A 15,863-nucleotide genomic window follows, 5' to 3' on the forward strand; every position below is an offset into this window, starting at 1 on the left:
ATCATGAATACTCGTGTGTGGAAAGCCCGTCGGACGGCGTCCCTGGCGACGGCCGCGGCGCTCCTGCTGACCGGGGCCGGCGCCGGGGCGGCCGCCGCCGATCCGACCCCCGGAGCGGCCGGCACCTCGGCCACCGGCACCGCCACCGCCACGGGCACCGCCACGGGCACCGCCATCGGCTGGCGGGCGCTCGGCCTGGCCGTCAGCCCGGAGGGGGGCAAGGCGTACGTGGTGGCGGCCGACCGGTCCGGAAGCCGCACGCCGGTCGTACTGCGCACCGTGGACCTCCGCAGCGGCGCCGTCGTCGCCGAGCTGCCGCTGGCCGAGGACGGCGCCGCCGGGAAGCCCGTGGTGAGCCAGGACGGCCGGCGGCTCTACGTGGTCGTGGCGGACCGGCTGGTGGCGGTCGACACGGCCTCCGGCACCGTGCTCTCGCGCACCCCGGCACCGGAGCAGGCCCGGCCGGCCGGCTGGACGCCGGGCGCGCCGACCGGCCTGGCGGTCGGCCCGGACGGCTCGAAGGTCTACCTCGGCCAGAACGGCCCGGCCGGCGAGGGGCAGGGCGTGCGACCCGGCCGGGTCCTGGTGTTCGACACCGACCGGGGTGCCTTCACCGGCGCGCTGCCGCTGCGCGGCTACGGCGTGAGCGGGTTCGCGCTCCAGGCGGGCGGCGCCACCGCGTACGTCGCCACCGACCTCGGCGTCGAGCACCTCGACACCACCACCCCGGTGCCGACCGTCCTGCGCGCCGTCGACCGGCTCGGCGCCGCCACCGAGCTGGCCGCCTCGCCGGACGGCCTGCGGCTGTACGCACTGGGCGCGCAGGCCTCGGCCGGCACCGGGTACGCCGTCAACACGGTCACCGATGTCGCGCGGCCGCTCTTCACCTTCGCGACCGCGCCGGTCGACCTCCACTACGTGGCCGTGAGCCCGGACGGCGGGCGGCTCTACCTGCTGAAGGACAGCTGGACGCCGCAGGCCTCGGTGCTCGCCTACGACACCGCGACCGACGCCAACCTCCCGGGCGAGACGCTCACCGGCTTCGGCCTGGACGGGGTCTCGGCCACCGCGGTCGCCCCGGGCGGACACGCCCTGCTGCTGGCCGGGATCCGCGGCGACGGCTCGTACCTGAGGACCGTCACGCTCTGAGCCGGGCGCTCCCCCTCGGCCCCGGGACCTCGGCCCCGGCATCCCGGCCCCGAGGGGGAGCGCACCCCGCACAGCCTCGCCGCCCAGCGCACCCGTCGCCCTCCGCCCTCCGCCTCCGCCCTCCGCCCGACAGATGCCCTCCGCCGGACCCCGCAGCTCGTCGACCCCTTTCTCGCACGGGGACTCCGCACCGGGTACACCGCGGACCCGATCTGCACGGCACCCCCGGATTCACCACCGCTCCGCCCGACTTCCCCCACCGAACGCCCCCACTTCGGCCCGAACGGTGTCAATCCGTCAATCCGCGCGCCCGCCTGCCCCTTTGGGCAGTTGCGCCCACCCGAAGGGGCAGCCGCGCAACCTCCTCCCCCGGGACCCGGCCCCGACCCGCCGCGACCGCCCAGGCCCGGGTTCCGGCGCAGGTCACGACCGCTCGTCCACCGACCGACGGTCCGTCTGCTGGGGCTGGAGGGACGAGGGTTGACACCGGAAGTTGGTCTAGTCCACCGTAGGGGAACACGCGTTTGACGAGGCCGGAACAGTCCGCGGCGCCCCTTGTCGGACGAGGAAACCACTCCCTCACCACTCCCCGGGGCGCCCGCCCCGCACCGCCTTTCCCCGCGGCCCGTCCCTCCGCCCGGCTCCCTCCGCCCCGGCGCACGGTCGACGACCGCCCCGACTCCCCGACCCCACCCTTGGAGTGACGTGATGCCGAAGCCCGACGGATACCTGTTCCGGGCCGCTTCGGAGCGCCCGTACTTCAGCAACGACGGCGAGTCCTACCTCGCCGCCACCGCACTGAAGGACATCAGGAAGCAGCGCCCGTTGCGCGTCCTGTCCGAGGAGCAGTTCACCTTCTGGCAGACCTACGGCTACGTCGTCGTACCGGAGGCGATCCCCGCCGAGGCCGCCCGCGCACTACTCGACTTCGCCTGGGAGTTCCAGGGACTCGACCCCGAGCGCCCGGAAACCTGGTACGAGGAGCGGGACTTCCGCGACGAGCTGGACCGGCACCTGCACATCTACGGCTTCGTCGAGGCCTACCAGCACCAGCTCATCTGGGACAGCCGGCAGACTCAGCGGGTCTACGACGCCTTCGTGGACGTCTGGGACTGCGAGGAGCTCTGGGTCACCCTCGACCGGCTCAACCTCAACCCGCCGAACGTCAGGAACCGCGACCGCGCACTGATCGAACCCACCGACGAGGGCTTCGACATCGAACTGCACTGGGACGTCGACTCCACGGCCGGCATGCTGCCGCAGCGCGTCCAGGGCATCATCGCGCTCAACGACACCGCGCCCGACCTCGGCGGCTTCCAGTGCGACCCCGAGCTGTTCCGCCGGTTCAACACCTGGCAGGCCGCCCAGCCGGCCGACCGCGACCCGATCCGCCCGGCCGTCGACCGCGCCGAGTTCCCGGTGGTGCGGCCCGAGTTGAAGGCCGGCGACCTGCTGATCTGGAACGGCATGCTGGCCCACGGCGTCGCCGCCAACTCCTCGGCGGGCGGGGTGCGCTCCGTCCAGTACCTGTCGATGATGCCCGCGCTGGAGGAGCACGAGGAGCTCCGGGCCTCGCGCGTCGACTCCTGGCGCCACCTCTCCACGCCGACCTGGAACCGCACCCTGGTCGGCGACCACCGCCGCCACGAGTCGCTGCGCTACGGCCGGGCCGAACTCACCGGCCTCGGCGCCAGGCTGCTCGGCCTGGAGTCCTGGGACACCGCGTCCCCGGCCGGGGACGGCGAGGCGTGAACGGGGACACCGCCGTGCGCGACGTCTGCCTCGCGCTGCCCACCAACCGGTTCTGCGTCCCGGCCATCTCCGCCGTCGGCGAGGAGGCCGCCTGGGCCGCCCGCGAGTTCGGCGTCCGGGTGCACCTGCTGATCCTCGACTCGGCGGACGCCGCCACCCGCACCGACCACGCCAAGGCGGTCGCCGAGCTGCCCGCCGACCCCGGCGTGGTGGTCCACCACCTCGACGAGGAGCGGCAGCGCGCCTTCCTGCGGGCGGCGATCGACCGGGCCCGCGCCGAGGAGCCCGCCCTCACCGCCGACGCCGACCACCTCCTGCGCCTGATGCTGCCGGACACCGTCTCCTACGGCGCCTGCACCAACCGGGCGTTCCTGTTCGCCGCCGCCCTCGGCTGCTCCTCCGTGCACCGCCGCGACTCCGACAGCAGCTACCAGCGGCTGCACGGCGAACCGGTGTTCCCGATCCACCACGAGCTGCGCTCGATCGGCCGGCGGGCCGCCGACGCCGCGCCCGGCGTCACCCACCACACCCTGGACCCGGTGCACGCCGAGAAGCCGGTCGCCCTGGTCGGCAGCTCCTTCGTCGGTGAACTCTCGGTCGACCTCGGGGAGATCCGCGCCCTGGACCCGGCGCTCTACGAGGAGGTCGTCGGCCTCTGGGCCCCCGCCGACTACGACGCCGAGCAGCGCCGCGAGCTGGTCGCGGACTCCTTCGTCGGCAACGGCACCGAGCCGTTCACCGACGACCGCGCGGTGCTCGACCTGCCGGACATCTGGCGGATCGACATGTGCAACATCGCCCTGGACCGCGAGGTGTACGAGCGGGTGCCGCTGCCGCCCGCCACCGACACCATCGGCAGCGACTACCTGCTGCACCACCTGGTGCTCCACGCCGCGCTGCCCGGAGTCACCCACAACCGCAACATCGTCAACCACTACACGCCCGAGCGGCGCAGCGACGCCGGGTTCACCGCCTACCAGCTGCGGTTCACCAAGTTCCTGCTGTCGATGCTCCACCTCTACCCGGTGTACGACGCGCTGGAGCTGGCCGGCGGATCGCTGCTCGACGCCGACCACCACCTGCGCCCCGAGCCGGTCGCGGAGTTCGCCCGCGAGGCGGCCGGCGCGGACCGCGCCGAGAACCACCGCCGGCTGGCGGTCCTCGACCGCGCCTACCGCGAACTCGGCGGCCGGTACGCGGCGTTCGCCGACCACCTGGTGCCGCTGCGCGAACGGCTGCTGGACGAGGCGCAGGCCGACATCGAGGCCTTCGCGCTGCTCGTCGACGCCTGGACGCCGCTGGTCCGCGCCGCCCGCGCCACCGCGCTCGGCGAACCGACCGCCCCCGGGGCAGGCCGGAGCGCCGCCCATGCCTGACCACGGACGCCTGCGCGCCGCCCTGGCCGCCGGCGAGGACGACCGGATCATCTACGACCTCGACGGCATCGAGGCCCAGTACGACGCCCTGCTGCGCGAACTGCCGGGCGTCGACGTCCGGTTCGCCATGAAGGCCTGCCCGGTGGACGAGGTGCTCGGCTGCCTGGCCGCCCGGGGCGCCGGCTTCGACGCCGCCGGCCCGCAGGAGATCGCCCAGGCCCTGCGCACCGGCGTGCCGGTCACGCGGATCCACTACGGCAACACCGTCAAATCCGACCGCCACATCGCCGAGGCGTACCGGCTCGGCGTGCGCGACTTCGCCACCGACAGCCTGGCCGATGTCGCCGCGCTCGCCGAACACGCCCCCGGCGCCCGGGTGTTCTGCCGGCTCGCCACCACCGGCGAGGGCGCCCTGTGGGGGCTGAGCCGCAAGTTCGGCTGCGCGCCCGAGGACGCCCTGCGGGTGCTGACGGCGGCCCGGGACGCCGGACTGGTCCCGGCCGGCCTCTCGGTGCACGTCGGCTCCCAGCAGCTCACCTCCGAGGCCTGGCAGCGCGCGCTGGAGACGCTCGGCGCGGTGATCGAGGAGGCCAACCGCCACGGCATCCTGCTGGACCACGTCAACCTCGGCGGCGGCCTGCCCGCGCTCGGCGTGCTCGACCGGCGCGGCCGGCCGCTCCACCCGCCGATCGACAAGATGTTCGCGGTGATCCGGGAGGGCATGCAGTACCTGCGCGAGGTCTCCGCCGGGCCGCTGGAGTTCCTGCTGGAGCCGGGCCGCCACCTGGTCGCCGACCACGGCGCGATCCGGGCCCACGTCACCCGGCTGACCGACCGCCGGCAGCTCGACGGCGAGCGGTCGTACTGGCTCTACCTGAGCTGCGGCAAGTTCAACGGCCTGTACGAGATGGACGAACTGCGCTACCGGTTGGAGTTCCCCACCCGCGCCGGTTCCCCGACCGTGCCCGCCGTGATCGCCGGCCCCACCTGCGACAGCGACGACGCCTACGCCGACGAGGGCGCCGGGATGCCCGTCCCCCGGGACGCCGCCTCCGGCGACCCGGTGTGGATCCTCTCCTGCGGCGCCTACGCCACCGCCTACACCACGCGGGGGTTCAACGGCTTCCCACCGCTCCCCCACAGCTGCGTCCGGGCGGCCCGCCCGGACGACGCACCCGGCCCCGAGAGAGACCCGCACTAGATGTCCGCGCACCACTCCACCGACCAGCGGCACCCCACCGACCCGCCCGGCACCGGCGACCGGCAGCCTCCCACCGACCCGCCCGGCACCGCGCTCGACGGCACCCGGCTCGGCGAGGACCTCCTGGTCCGCCCCGTCGCCGAGCCCGACTGGGCCGAGATCGTGCCCCTGGAGGCCCGCGCCTACGCCGACAGCGGCCTCTCCGAGGGCGGCGAGGCGCTGCGATCGCGCCACCGCGCCGCCCCCGACTGCTGCTTCACCGTGGAGCACAAGGGCGAGTTCGGCGGCTACCTGCTCGCCCTGCCCTACCCGCTCGGCCACTCCCCCGACCTCGGCCGGGCGGAGTCCCCGGCCACCCGTGCCTCGACCAACCTGCACGCCCACGACCTCGTCGTCACCGAACGGCTGCGCGGCCACGGCCTCGCCCCGCGGCTGCTCGCCTTCCTCGCCGACACCGCCCGCACCCGCGGCTACGCCACCGTCTCCCTGGTCGCCGTACGCGGCAGCGAGGTCCTCTGGGCCCCGCTCGGCTACCGCCCCCACCCCGAGGTGGACCTGCCGGCGAGCTACGGCGAGCGCGCCGTCTACATGTCGATGCCGCTGCGCTAGCCGCCCCACCGGCCCCGCGCCCTTCGCCCCCTCCCCCGCGACAACCTCCCCCCACACCCAACGAATCGGGCTGATGCACATGCTCCGCGTGCGCGATGACTTCCTGCGAGCACACCTGGCCATCGCAGCGCTGTTCTGCTTCCTCGGCTTCCAGTACGCGACCTGGGTCTCCCGCCTCCCCGCGCTGAAGACCCGGCTGGACCTGGACGACGGCCGGATCGGCCTGCTGCTGATGGTCTGCGGCATCGGCGCCGCCGTCTCCTTCCCGCTCGTCGCCCCGGCGATGAGGCGGTTCGGCTCGCGCGCCCTCGCCACCGTCTCGGCGATCGGCCTCGGCCTCGTCCTGGCCGGCCTCACGCTGGCCCCGAACTACCCCGTCCTCCTGGTGGTGGCCTGCCTGGACGGCGTCGCCGTCGGCTTCCTGAACGTCGCGATGAACGCCCAGGGCGCCGCCATGGAGGTCCGCTTCCAGCGCACCGCGATGTCCAGGCTGCACGCCACCTTCAGCGCCGGCTCGCTGCTCGCGGCCCTGCTCGCCTCCGGCGTCACGGCCGTCACCACCACGCTCTCCGCGCACTTCGCGATCGCCGCCGCCGTCCTCGCCGTCCTGCTCCTGCTCGCCCAGACCGGCATGCTGGCCGACGAGCCGGCCGCCGAGACCGCCGTCGAAGCGCCCGCCGACGCCGCCCCGGCCAAGCGGCGCGGCATCCCGCTGCCCTCCCGGATCACCGTCTGGATGGGCCTCGCGATGGTGTTCGGCACCGTCACCGAGGGCGCCATGAACGACTGGTCCGCCCTCTACCTGGAGAACGTCGTCAAGGCCTCGCACCAGCTGGCGCCGATGGGCATCGCCGTCGTCTCGGTGATGATGGTGCTCGCCCGCCTGTTCGCCGACGGCTGGCGCACCCGCTTCGGCGACGGCCGGATCGTGCGGGTCGGCAGCACGGTGGCCGGGCTCGGCCTGGCGCTCGCCCTGCTCGCCGGCGGCGTGGTGCCGACCCTGATCGGCTTCGCCTGCGTGGGGCTGGGCGTCGCCGCCGTCACCCCGTGCGTCTACGTCGCCGCCGCCCGCCAGGGCTCCGACGCACTCGCCCTGGTCGCCGCCACCGGCACCACCGGCCTGCTCGCCGGCCCCGCCCTGATCGGCTTCATCGCCAACGCCAGCAGCCTGGTCTGGGGCATGGGCGTGGTCGCCGCCTCGGCGCTGGTCGTCGCGCTCTGCGCCACCCGGATCCGCTGGCCCTCCCTCGACGCGAACACCGCTGCGGAAACCGACCCGAACACCGCTGCGGACACCGACGCGAAGCCCACCACCGCCCTCAGCGAGGCCTGACGGCCCCGTCTCCTCCCCATCGGCGCCCCCGCGACCTCCTCGCGGGGGCGCCGCCCGCTTCCCCGAAAACCCGTCGCCCGCGGGCCGCCGCCCGGCATACGCTCGCCGGATGAGCACGCGCACCTTCCGCATCACCGTCCGCGGCGTCTTCGACGGCCTCACCCCCGAGCAGCAGGAGGAGCTGCGGTCGCGCGCGGCCGAGCACGACATCCTGTTCGCCGCGTTCACCCCCGAGGGCCACCTCAGCTACGACCTGAACGCCCGCGCCGTCTTCACCTTCCGCTACCAGGACACCGGCGAGGCCGAGGAGGACATCCTGGAGGCCACCGAGCGCGCCGAGCGGTCCGCCCGCGCCTGGCTCGACGACCGCGGCTACGGCTACAAGAACCTCCGCTCCCAGGCCGAGGACCTCTCCCAGGCCCCGCTCGGCAAGCGGCAGCGCCGCGCCGCCCGCGAGGCCTGAGCACCGCGGCTCGGGCCCCTCGGCCCGAGCCCCGGGGGAAAACCCGCCGCGCCGCTCCGACCTACGCCTCCCTGCTCGCCCCGCGCACCCGCGCGCTGCTCGCCGAGCACGGCATCACGGTGACCGACTACCGCCCCCTGCAGGCCCACCGGCCCCGGGCGACCCACCGGGGCACCACTCCGGCGTGACCCGCCGGGCCGCCCACTCCGGCGCGAGCCCTCTGGTCTGTACCACCCCGACGCGCCGACCGGCGTACGCCGTGGGACTCCCAGAAGGTCGGCACACGGCCTCCTTGGCAGGCCTCCACCAACATGTCATTGTCAATCATCACGTCAGATCCTTTACTCCCAAGGGGAGTTGTGGCGATCGACGCTAGATGCCGAGTCGTCATGCGCTCCCGCGAAAACCAGGTCAGCACACCTTCCACCTCCGGTCATCCCTACCCCCACACCCCCACCCAGCCGACCGACCATCAGCGGAGAACCCCATGCCGGACCTCGATCTCAACCTGCTCGTCGCCCTGGACGCCCTGCTGGAGGAGGGCAGCGTGACCGGTGCCGCCGAACGGCTGCACACCTCGGCCCCGGCGATGAGCCGCACGCTCGGACGGCTGCGCCGGGTGCTCGGCGATCCACTCCTGGTCCGGGCCGGGCGCGGGCTGGTGCCGACACCGCGCGCGGTGGAACTGCGCTCCGAGGTCCGAGCCCTGGTCAGCCGGGGCCAGGCGCTGCTGATACCGCCCGCCGCCGCCGAACCGGCCCAGCTCAACCGCCGCTTCACCCTGCAGACCGGCGACGTCCTGCTGACCACGATCGGCGCGTCCCTGCTCGCCGCGGTCCGCGCCCAGGCCCCGACCGTGACCCTGCGCTTCCTCGGGGACGACCTGGAGGGCACCAGCGCGATGCGCGACGGTCTGATCGACCTGGAGGTCGGCGTCACCGACCACCTCGACCCCGAGACCCGCACCGAACCCCTCGCCACCACCCGACTGGTGGGCATCGCCCGCACCGGCCACCCGCTGACCACCGGCGCGCCCCCGACCGCCGAGGAGTTCGCCGCCGCCGACCACCTCACGGTCTCCCGGCACGGCCGCGGCCCCGGCCAGGTCGACCAGCGCCTCGCCCAACTCGGCCTCGCCCGCCGCGTGGTGGCCAGCGTGCCGAGCTACCCGGCAGCGCTCTTCCTGCTCCGCGACACCGAACTCGTCGGTCTCGCCCCGGCCCGCCTGGGCACCCCGGCGGCCGAGGCCCTCGGGCTGACCACCTTCCCCCTCCCGGTCGACCTCCCCGACGTGGTCCTGAGCATGGCCTGGCACCCGCGCAACGACCAGGACGCCGGCCACCGCTGGCTGCGCGACATGGTCCGCGGCGTCGTCGCCTCCCCCGCCGGCCCGGCCCGTCCGCTGCCGGCCCTCACCCTCCCGGACCCCGCGCGCCCGGCCCCCCGCCCCGCCCTGACCGCCCGCTGACCCCACTGGCCCCGATGGCCCCGATGGCCGCACCGACCCCACCGGCCCGGCCGTCGGCCCCCACCGACACCGCGGCGGCGCACCACGGGCCCCTGCCCCGGTGCGCCGCCGGATCACGCGTCGGTGGCTACGCCGTGCGGCGCAGCAGGGCCAGGTACATCGCGTCCGTGCCGTGCAGGTGCGGCCAGAGCTGGACGTCCGGGCCGTCGCCGAGGGACGGGACGCCGGGCAGCAGCGGCCGCGCGTCGATCCACTCGACCCGGGCGCCCTCGGTGCGCAGGACGTCGTCCACCACCGCGCGGGTCTCCGCGAGGTGCGGGGAGCAGGTGGCGTAGCCGACCACGCCGCCGATCCGGGTGGCCTCGACGGCCGAGCGCAGCAGGTCGCGCTGGAGCGGGCCGAAGGCGGCGACGTCCTGCGGGCGGCGGCGCCAGCGGGCCTCGGGGCGGCGGCGCAGGGCGCCGAGGCCGGAGCACGGGACGTCGACGAGGACGCGGTCGAAGCCGCCGGAGCGCCAGGCGGGGCGGGTGCCGTCGGCGGCGATCACGGTGTACGGGCCGGGGTTGCCGTCCAGCGCCCGGGCGACCAGCCGGGCCCGGTGCGGCTGCTTCTCGCTGGCGACCAGCGCCGCGCCGCGCTCGGCGGCGAGCGCGCCGAGCAGCGCGGCCTTGCCCCCGGGGCCGGCGCAGCCGTCCAGCCAGAGCCGGTCCGGGCCGTCCAGCGGCGCGGCGGCGAGCGCCAGGGCGACCAGCTGGCTGCCCTCGTCCTGGACGCCGGCCCGGTTCTCCTGCACGGCCGCGATCGAGCCCGGGTCGCCGCCCTCGGCGAGCCGCAGCGCGAACGGGGACCAGCGGCCCGGCTCGGCCTCCGGCAGCGCGTCGGCCAGCTCGCCGACGGCGGCCCGGCCGGGGCGGGCCACCAGGGTGACCTCGGGACGCTCGTTGTCGGCGCGCAGCAGCCGCTCCACGGCGGCGCGCCCGGCGTCGTCCGGCTGCCAGCGGCCGAGCGAGTCCCACAGGGCGGCGACCACCCAGCGCGGGTGGGAGTGCACGACGGCGAGGTGGTCCTCGGCGTCCTGGTCGTACGGCGGGGCGACCCGCTCGATCCAGGCGTCCAGGTCGTGGGCGCTGATCCGGCGCAGCACGGCGTTGACGAACTTGGCCTTGCCGTCGCCGAGCACCACCCGGGCCAGCTCGACGGTGGCCGAGACGGCCGCGTGGCTGGGGATGCGGGTGGTGAGCAGCTGGTGGGCGCCGAGCGAGAGCACGTCGAGGACCGGCGGGTCGACCTTGCTGAGCGGGCGGTCGATGCAGGCGGCGATCACCGCGTCGTAGGTGCCCTGGAGCCGGAGGGTGCCGTAGACCAGCTCGGTGGCGAGGGCCGCGTCGCGGCGGTCCATGCCCTTCTGCTCGGCCTCGCGGAGCAGCGAGGGGAGGATGAGGTTGGCGTAGGCGTCGCGCTCGTCGACGGCGCGCAGGGCGCGGAAGGCGACGATGCGCGCCGGGTCCTTCTTCGGGCGCCGGTGCGGGCGCGGGGCGCGCTTTCCGCCGGACGCACCGGTGGTGCCGGAGGTGCCGTGGGTACTGCCGGACGTGCTCATGGGATGTGCCTCAAAGTGCTGCGGGGGCTATTTCTGGATCTCTCGAACAGTAACGCGGAAAGCCGGTCCCGGCCGGTCACGGGCGCTCTCGGCCGTACTCGGCCGCTCTCAGCCGCTCTCGCCCAGCCGCTCGCCGGACTCGATGCGCGCGCCGCGGGCCCAGTCCGCCGCCCGCATGGCCTTCTTGCCCTGCGGGCGCACCTCGCCGAGCTCCACCTCGTGGCTGCCGGTGCCGACCCGGACGCTGTTCTTGCCGACGGCCAGCTCGCCCGGCGCCAGGGCGGCGGCCTCGGGCAGCAGCCGCACCGGGCCGGTGACCTTGAGCCGCTCGCCGCGGAACTCGGTCCAGGCGCCGGGCGCGGGGGCGCAGCCGCGCACCACCCGGTCCACCCTCAGCGCGGGCGCGGTCCAGTCGATCCGGGCGTCCTCGACGGTGATCTTGGGCGCGAGGGTGACGCCCTCGGCGGGCTGCGGGACGGCGTGCAGGGTGCCGTCGGCGATGCCGTCCATGGTGGCGGCGAGCAGCCGGGCGCCCGAGTGGGCGAGCCGCTCCAGCAGGTCACCGCTGGTGTCGGCGGGGCGGACCTCCTCGGTGAGCACCCCGAAGACCGGCCCGGAGTCCAGGCCCTGCTCGATCAGGAAGGTGGACGCGCCGGTGACCTCGTCGCCGGCCATCACCGCGTGCTGGACGGGGGCGGCGCCGCGCCAGGCGGGGAGCAGCGAGAAGTGCAGGTTGACCCAGCCGTTCTCGGGGATCTCCAGGGTGCCGGGGCGCAGCAGGGCGCCGTAGGCGACGACCGGACAGCAGTCGGGGGCGAGCTCGGTCAGCCGGGCGACGAAGTCGGGGTCGCTCGGCTTCGCCGGCTTGAGGACCTCGATCCCGGCCTCCTCGGCGCGCTGGGCGACGGGGCTGGCGACGAGCTTGCGGCCGCGGCCGGCGGGGGCGTCGGGGCGGGTGACCACCGCGACGACCTCGTGCCGGTCGGAGGCGAGCAGGGCGTCCAGGGCGGGAACGGCGACCTCGGGGGTGCCGGCGAACACGAGGCGCATCAAGTGCCTTTCTGCAGTGCGGAGTTGGCTGGTTCGAAGGAGGGTGTCAGCGCGCCGCGCCGAAGGTGCTGTGCGGGGAGACCTTGACCACGGGAGCGGGGCCGGAGCCCCAGTCCGACTCGCGTATCGCCTTGAGCGCGGCCTTGCGCTGCTCGGTGTCGAGGCGGTCGATGAAGATGATGCCGTCGAGGTGGTCGGTCTCGTGCTGGATGCAGCGGGCGAGCAGCTGGGTGCCCTCGATGGTGACCGGGTCGCCGTGCATGGTGAAGCCGCGGGCGACGACGCCGTGCGCGCGCCGGGTGTCGTAGCGCAGGCCGGGCAGCGAGAGGCAGCCCTCGGGGCCCTCCTGCTCCTCCTCGCTGAGCGACAGGTCGGGGTTGATCAGATGGCCGGTGACGCCGTCCACGTGATAGGTGAACACCCGTAGGGAGACGCCGAGTTGGGGCGCCGCCAGACCGGCGCCGGGGGCGTCGAGCATGGTGTCCGTGAGGTCCTTGACGAGGGTGCGGAGCTCCTTGTCGAAGGTGGTGACGGGCTGGGCGGTGGCGCGCAGGACGGGGTCTCCGAAGATGCGGATCGGCTGGATCGCCACGGAAGCGGGCTCCTGTCCGTCGGGGTCCGGGGTGCGGGGGTCTGGCTGCTGGCGACGAGCGGGCCGAGCGGTGTGCGCACGGCCGTCGGCCAGTCTATGCAATCCGTCCGGACCGGGTCCCGGCACATCCCGCTCGCCCCGGCTGCGTGACCCCGGCGGGCGGTCCGGCGTTGGTCAAGTGGAATTGACCGTGGCCGGAGCGCGCGGGAAGGGCGCTCCGGCCGAGCCGAACCGTACGGAAGGTGGCACGTAAGCCATGGCCGAGCAGATCAACCACGACGCCCGGGCGCGGGCGAGCCTGCACCTGCTGGTGCGGGACATCGAGCGGGTGAGGCGACAGGTCGACGCCCTGCGGACGCTCACCGCCCAGTTGGGCAACGTCTACCGGCCGCGCCGGCCCAGCACCTCGGCGGGCTTCGTCGTGTACGGGCGGGCCCCGGCGCCGACGGTGCGCCTGGCGCAGGAGCTGCGGGAGAGCGTGGAGACGCTGGTGGCGGCGGCGGTCGAGTTCGACCGCGCGCTGGGCTTCTCCTGGGACTCGGTGGGCTCGGCCCTCGGGGTCACCAAGCAGGCGGTGCACCGCCGGTACGGCATGCGCCGGCCGACCAGTGAGCTGCTGGCGGCGGGCGGCGCGGTGCCGGGCCCCAGCCGCCCGGACCGCTCCGAGGAGCTGCCCGGCCACACCCCGGCGGTCGCCCACGGGCCGGCCCACCCGCCGGAGCGCGACCGCTCCCCCGCCCCGACCGGACTCGCCGCGACCGTCCCGGCCGCCCGCCAGGGCGCCCTCGACCGCACCAGCCTCGACCGCCCCGCGCTGGACCGCACCGCCCTCGACCGCACCGCCCTCGACCGCGCCCCCCTCGACCGCCCCGCGCTGGACCGCCCCGGCGTCCCGCTGCGCGGCTGACGCCCCCGGACGCCGGGTGGGGGCCGCGGTACGGACACCGCGCCCCTCACCCGACGTCCACCACCCCGAACCCCGGCCACCCCGACACCCGTCCCACCGACACCCGCCGGCCGACACCCGTCAGCCGATGTCCGTCGGATCGATCCGCACCTTGACCGTCTCCGGCGTCCGCAGCGCGATCCGCGCGATCTGCGCTGCCTTCAGCGCCGCCGCCAGCGCCGCGCCCTGCCCGGGCGGCACCCGCAGCAGCGCGCGCTCCTGCTCCTCCCCCCGCAGCGCCGCCACCGGCACCGGCCCGAGCACATCCGCCTCCTCCGGCAGCCGGACCAGGTTCAGCAGGTCCGCCACCGCCGCCGGGCTGCCGGTCACCGAAGCCATCCGGGCGACCGGCGGGAAGTGCAGCTGCGCACGCTCGTCCAGCTCCAGCCCGGCGTGCCCGAGCGGGTCCCAGCGCACCAGCGCCTGCACCGGCCGCGCCGTCGGCTCGGCGACCACCACCACCGTCCCGCCCTCGGTGGCCGGCCGCACCAGCGCGGCGGCGGCCAGCCAGAGCCGCAGCGCCTCCTCCCCGGCCCGCAGGTCGGGCCGGCTCAGCAGCGCCCAGCCGTCCAGCAGCAGCGCCGCCGCGTACCCGCCGCCGCCCTCGACGACCGGCTCCGCGCCGGGCGTGGAGATCACCAGCGCCGGCTCGTCCGGGACGGTGGGCAGCACCGCGTCCCGCCCGGAGGTGCGCACCGGAACGCGCGGGAACGCCTTGCCCAGCTCCTCCGCCGTCCGCCGGGCGCCGATCACCTGCGCCCGCAGCCGGAACGAGCCGCACTCCGGGCAGTGCCAGTCCCGCTCCTCCACGCCGCACCACTGGCAGCGCAGCGGCGCGTCCGCCCCGGCCGCCTCCAGCGGGCCCTCGCAGCGCCGGCAGCGGGCGGGCGTGCGGCAGCGCCCGCAGGCCAGTCGGGGCACGTAGCCGCGCCGGGGCACCTGGATGAGCACCGGCCCGCCGGCCGCGAGGCCCTCCCGGGCCGCCTCCCAGGCGACCGAGGGAAGCCGGGCGGCCTGGGCGGCGGCGTCCCGGTGCTGGTCCTGGTCGGTGACGGTGCGCACCCGCGGCGCGGTGCGGCGGACGGTCTCCCGGTCGGCGGCCAGCGACCGGGCCCAGCCGGTGCGCACCAGCTGGGCGCCCTCCACCGTGACGACGTGCCCGCCGAGCAGCACGGCCGCGCCCTCCTCGGCGGCGCGCAGCAGGGCGACCTCCCGCACGTGCGGGTGCGGGCTGCGCGGATCGCCGTGGCTGGAGTCGCCGTCGGACCAGACCACGACCAGCCCGAGGTCGTGCACCGGTGCGAACATCGCGGCCCGGGTGCCGATGGCGGCGTGCACCGAGCCGCGGCTGACCTGCAGCCACCGCCGGTAGCGCTCGCGCGGGCCGAGGTCGGCGGCCAGCACGGCGTGCATGCCCTCGCCGAGCAGCTCGGTCAGCGCCCGGTCGACCCGGGCGACCGAGCGGCCGTCCGGCAGCACCACCAGGGCGCCGCGCCCGCCGGCCAGGGTGGCGGCGACGGCGCGGGCGATCTCGTACGGCCAGCCGGGCCCGGGCAGCGCCGCCCAGACCGCGCGCGGCGGGCCGCCGTCGGCCAGCGCGGCGAGGAAGTCCGGGCCGGCCGGGTAGCGCGACCAGCCGCCGGGCGCGGGCGCCGGCGGGCGGGGGCGGGGCGGCGGCGAGGGCTCGGCCTCCGCCTTGGCGTGCCGGGGCGGCACCGCCAGCTGCAGCACGTCGGCCAGCGTGCCCGCGTACCGGTCGGCGACGGTGCGGCAGAGCCGCAGCAGCGGCGGGGTGAGCACCGGCTCCGGCGAGAGGACCTGGGCGAGCGGGGCGAGCGGGCCGGGGAAGTCGCTCTTCTCCAGCCGGGCGACGATGAAACCGTCGTGCAGCTCCCCCCCCTCACGCTGCCCTTTGACCACACGCGCCCCGAAACGCACCCGGACCCGCACACCGGGCTGTGCGTCCTCGGCCATCGCGGCCGGTACCTCGTAGTCGAAGAACTTGTCGATGGTGAGCACGCCCTTGTCGACGACCACCCGGGCGACCGGCAGGTGCTCGGCCCGCTTGGCGCCGCGCCAGCTGCGCGGCTTGGCCCGGCGGACCGTCTCCCGGATGAACGCCAGCTGCTCCGGCGCCCCGCCCTCGTCACTCCCCTGCGTGCTGCTCATCGCCCCAAGTAGTACCAGGTCGCACCGACAAAACGGCAGGTGGCGGCCGCCCCGGGGGGCGGGGGGGCCCCCCCCGCCGGGTTTAGCGCGGGTACCCCCGCGAAGGCCCCCCGCCCGTGTTGAACTGGGCCCCCCCGGGGGGGCCCGCCCCCGGG

13 protein-coding genes are annotated in these 15,863 nt (G+C 75.8%); 9 read left to right on the forward strand and 4 right to left on the reverse strand.

Annotated features, from left to right (window positions below; translation table 11 throughout):
* Positions 1-3: 3 nt before the first annotated feature.
* From ACFVFS_RS29985 to ACFVFS_RS30020, 8 genes are all read left to right on the forward strand, one after another.
* On the forward strand, positions 4-1,149 hold the full coding sequence (locus ACFVFS_RS29985; protein WP_380627955.1) for a YncE family protein: 1,146 nt from the start codon (positions 4-6) through the stop codon (positions 1,147-1,149).
* A gap of 708 nt (positions 1,150-1,857) precedes the next feature.
* The gene (locus ACFVFS_RS29990) at positions 1,858-2,901 is read left to right on the forward strand and encodes a phytanoyl-CoA dioxygenase family protein (protein ID WP_380627956.1); all 1,044 of its coding nucleotides are present in this window, start codon (positions 1,858-1,860) and stop codon (positions 2,899-2,901) included.
* Positions 2,898-4,277: a DUF6271 family protein gene (locus ACFVFS_RS29995; protein WP_380627958.1), complete on the forward strand. Its 1,380-nt coding sequence runs from the start codon at positions 2,898-2,900 to the stop codon at positions 4,275-4,277. Before ACFVFS_RS29990 ends, ACFVFS_RS29995 begins: the two co-directional genes overlap by 4 nt.
* Positions 4,270-5,478, forward strand: coding sequence for a type III PLP-dependent enzyme (locus ACFVFS_RS30000; RefSeq protein ID WP_380627959.1), 1,209 nt, complete (start codon positions 4,270-4,272; stop codon positions 5,476-5,478). The genes ACFVFS_RS29995 and ACFVFS_RS30000 overlap by 8 nt, the downstream gene beginning before the upstream one ends.
* Positions 5,479-6,087: a GNAT family N-acetyltransferase gene (locus ACFVFS_RS30005; protein WP_380627960.1), complete on the forward strand. Its 609-nt coding sequence runs from the start codon at positions 5,479-5,481 to the stop codon at positions 6,085-6,087. It abuts the gene before it with no gap.
* A 79-nt stretch (positions 6,088-6,166) separates the two neighbouring features.
* Positions 6,167-7,420: an MFS transporter gene (locus ACFVFS_RS30010; protein ID WP_380627970.1), complete on the forward strand. Its 1,254-nt coding sequence runs from the start codon at positions 6,167-6,169 to the stop codon at positions 7,418-7,420.
* A 109-nt stretch (positions 7,421-7,529) separates the two neighbouring features.
* A complete protein-coding gene (locus tag ACFVFS_RS30015) occupies positions 7,530-7,883 on the forward strand; it encodes a DUF6204 family protein (RefSeq protein WP_380627961.1) in 354 nt (117 codons plus the stop codon).
* Positions 7,884-8,370: 487 nt separating this feature from the next.
* Positions 8,371-9,351 carry a LysR family transcriptional regulator gene (locus tag ACFVFS_RS30020; protein WP_380627963.1) on the forward strand — a complete coding sequence of 327 codons (981 nt, stop codon included), beginning with the start codon at positions 8,371-8,373 and terminating at the stop codon, positions 9,349-9,351.
* Positions 9,352-9,478: 127 nt separating this feature from the next.
* Here ACFVFS_RS30020 and ACFVFS_RS30025 read toward each other — a convergent pair whose 3' ends face one another.
* The 3 genes from ACFVFS_RS30025 to def form a co-directional block, all read right to left on the reverse strand.
* On the reverse strand, positions 9,479-10,951 hold the full coding sequence (locus ACFVFS_RS30025) for an RsmB/NOP family class I SAM-dependent RNA methyltransferase (protein WP_380627964.1): 1,473 nt from the start codon (positions 10,949-10,951) through the stop codon (positions 9,479-9,481).
* Between the two features lie 108 nt (positions 10,952-11,059).
* On the reverse strand, positions 11,060-12,001 hold the full coding sequence (gene fmt / locus ACFVFS_RS30030) for a methionyl-tRNA formyltransferase (RefSeq protein ID WP_380627965.1): 942 nt from the start codon (positions 11,999-12,001) through the stop codon (positions 11,060-11,062).
* A 46-nt stretch (positions 12,002-12,047) separates the two neighbouring features.
* Positions 12,048-12,593, reverse strand: a complete 546-nt coding sequence (gene def / locus ACFVFS_RS30035; protein WP_380627966.1) for a peptide deformylase — start codon at positions 12,591-12,593, stop codon at positions 12,048-12,050.
* A gap of 256 nt (positions 12,594-12,849) precedes the next feature.
* Between def and ACFVFS_RS30040 the strand changes: the two genes are divergently transcribed.
* Positions 12,850-13,500, forward strand: a complete 651-nt coding sequence (locus ACFVFS_RS30040; protein WP_380627967.1) for a hypothetical protein — start codon at positions 12,850-12,852, stop codon at positions 13,498-13,500.
* A gap of 120 nt (positions 13,501-13,620) precedes the next feature.
* Here the strand turns inward: ACFVFS_RS30040 and ACFVFS_RS30045 are convergent, their stop codons facing one another.
* Positions 13,621-15,708: a primosomal protein N' gene (locus tag ACFVFS_RS30045; RefSeq protein ID WP_380627968.1), complete on the reverse strand. Its 2,088-nt coding sequence runs from the start codon at positions 15,706-15,708 to the stop codon at positions 13,621-13,623.
* Positions 15,709-15,863 lie beyond the last annotated feature (155 nt).

Source organism: Kitasatospora sp. NPDC057692 (genome assembly GCF_042799475.1).
Lineage (GTDB): Bacteria > Actinomycetota > Actinomycetes > Streptomycetales > Streptomycetaceae > Kitasatospora.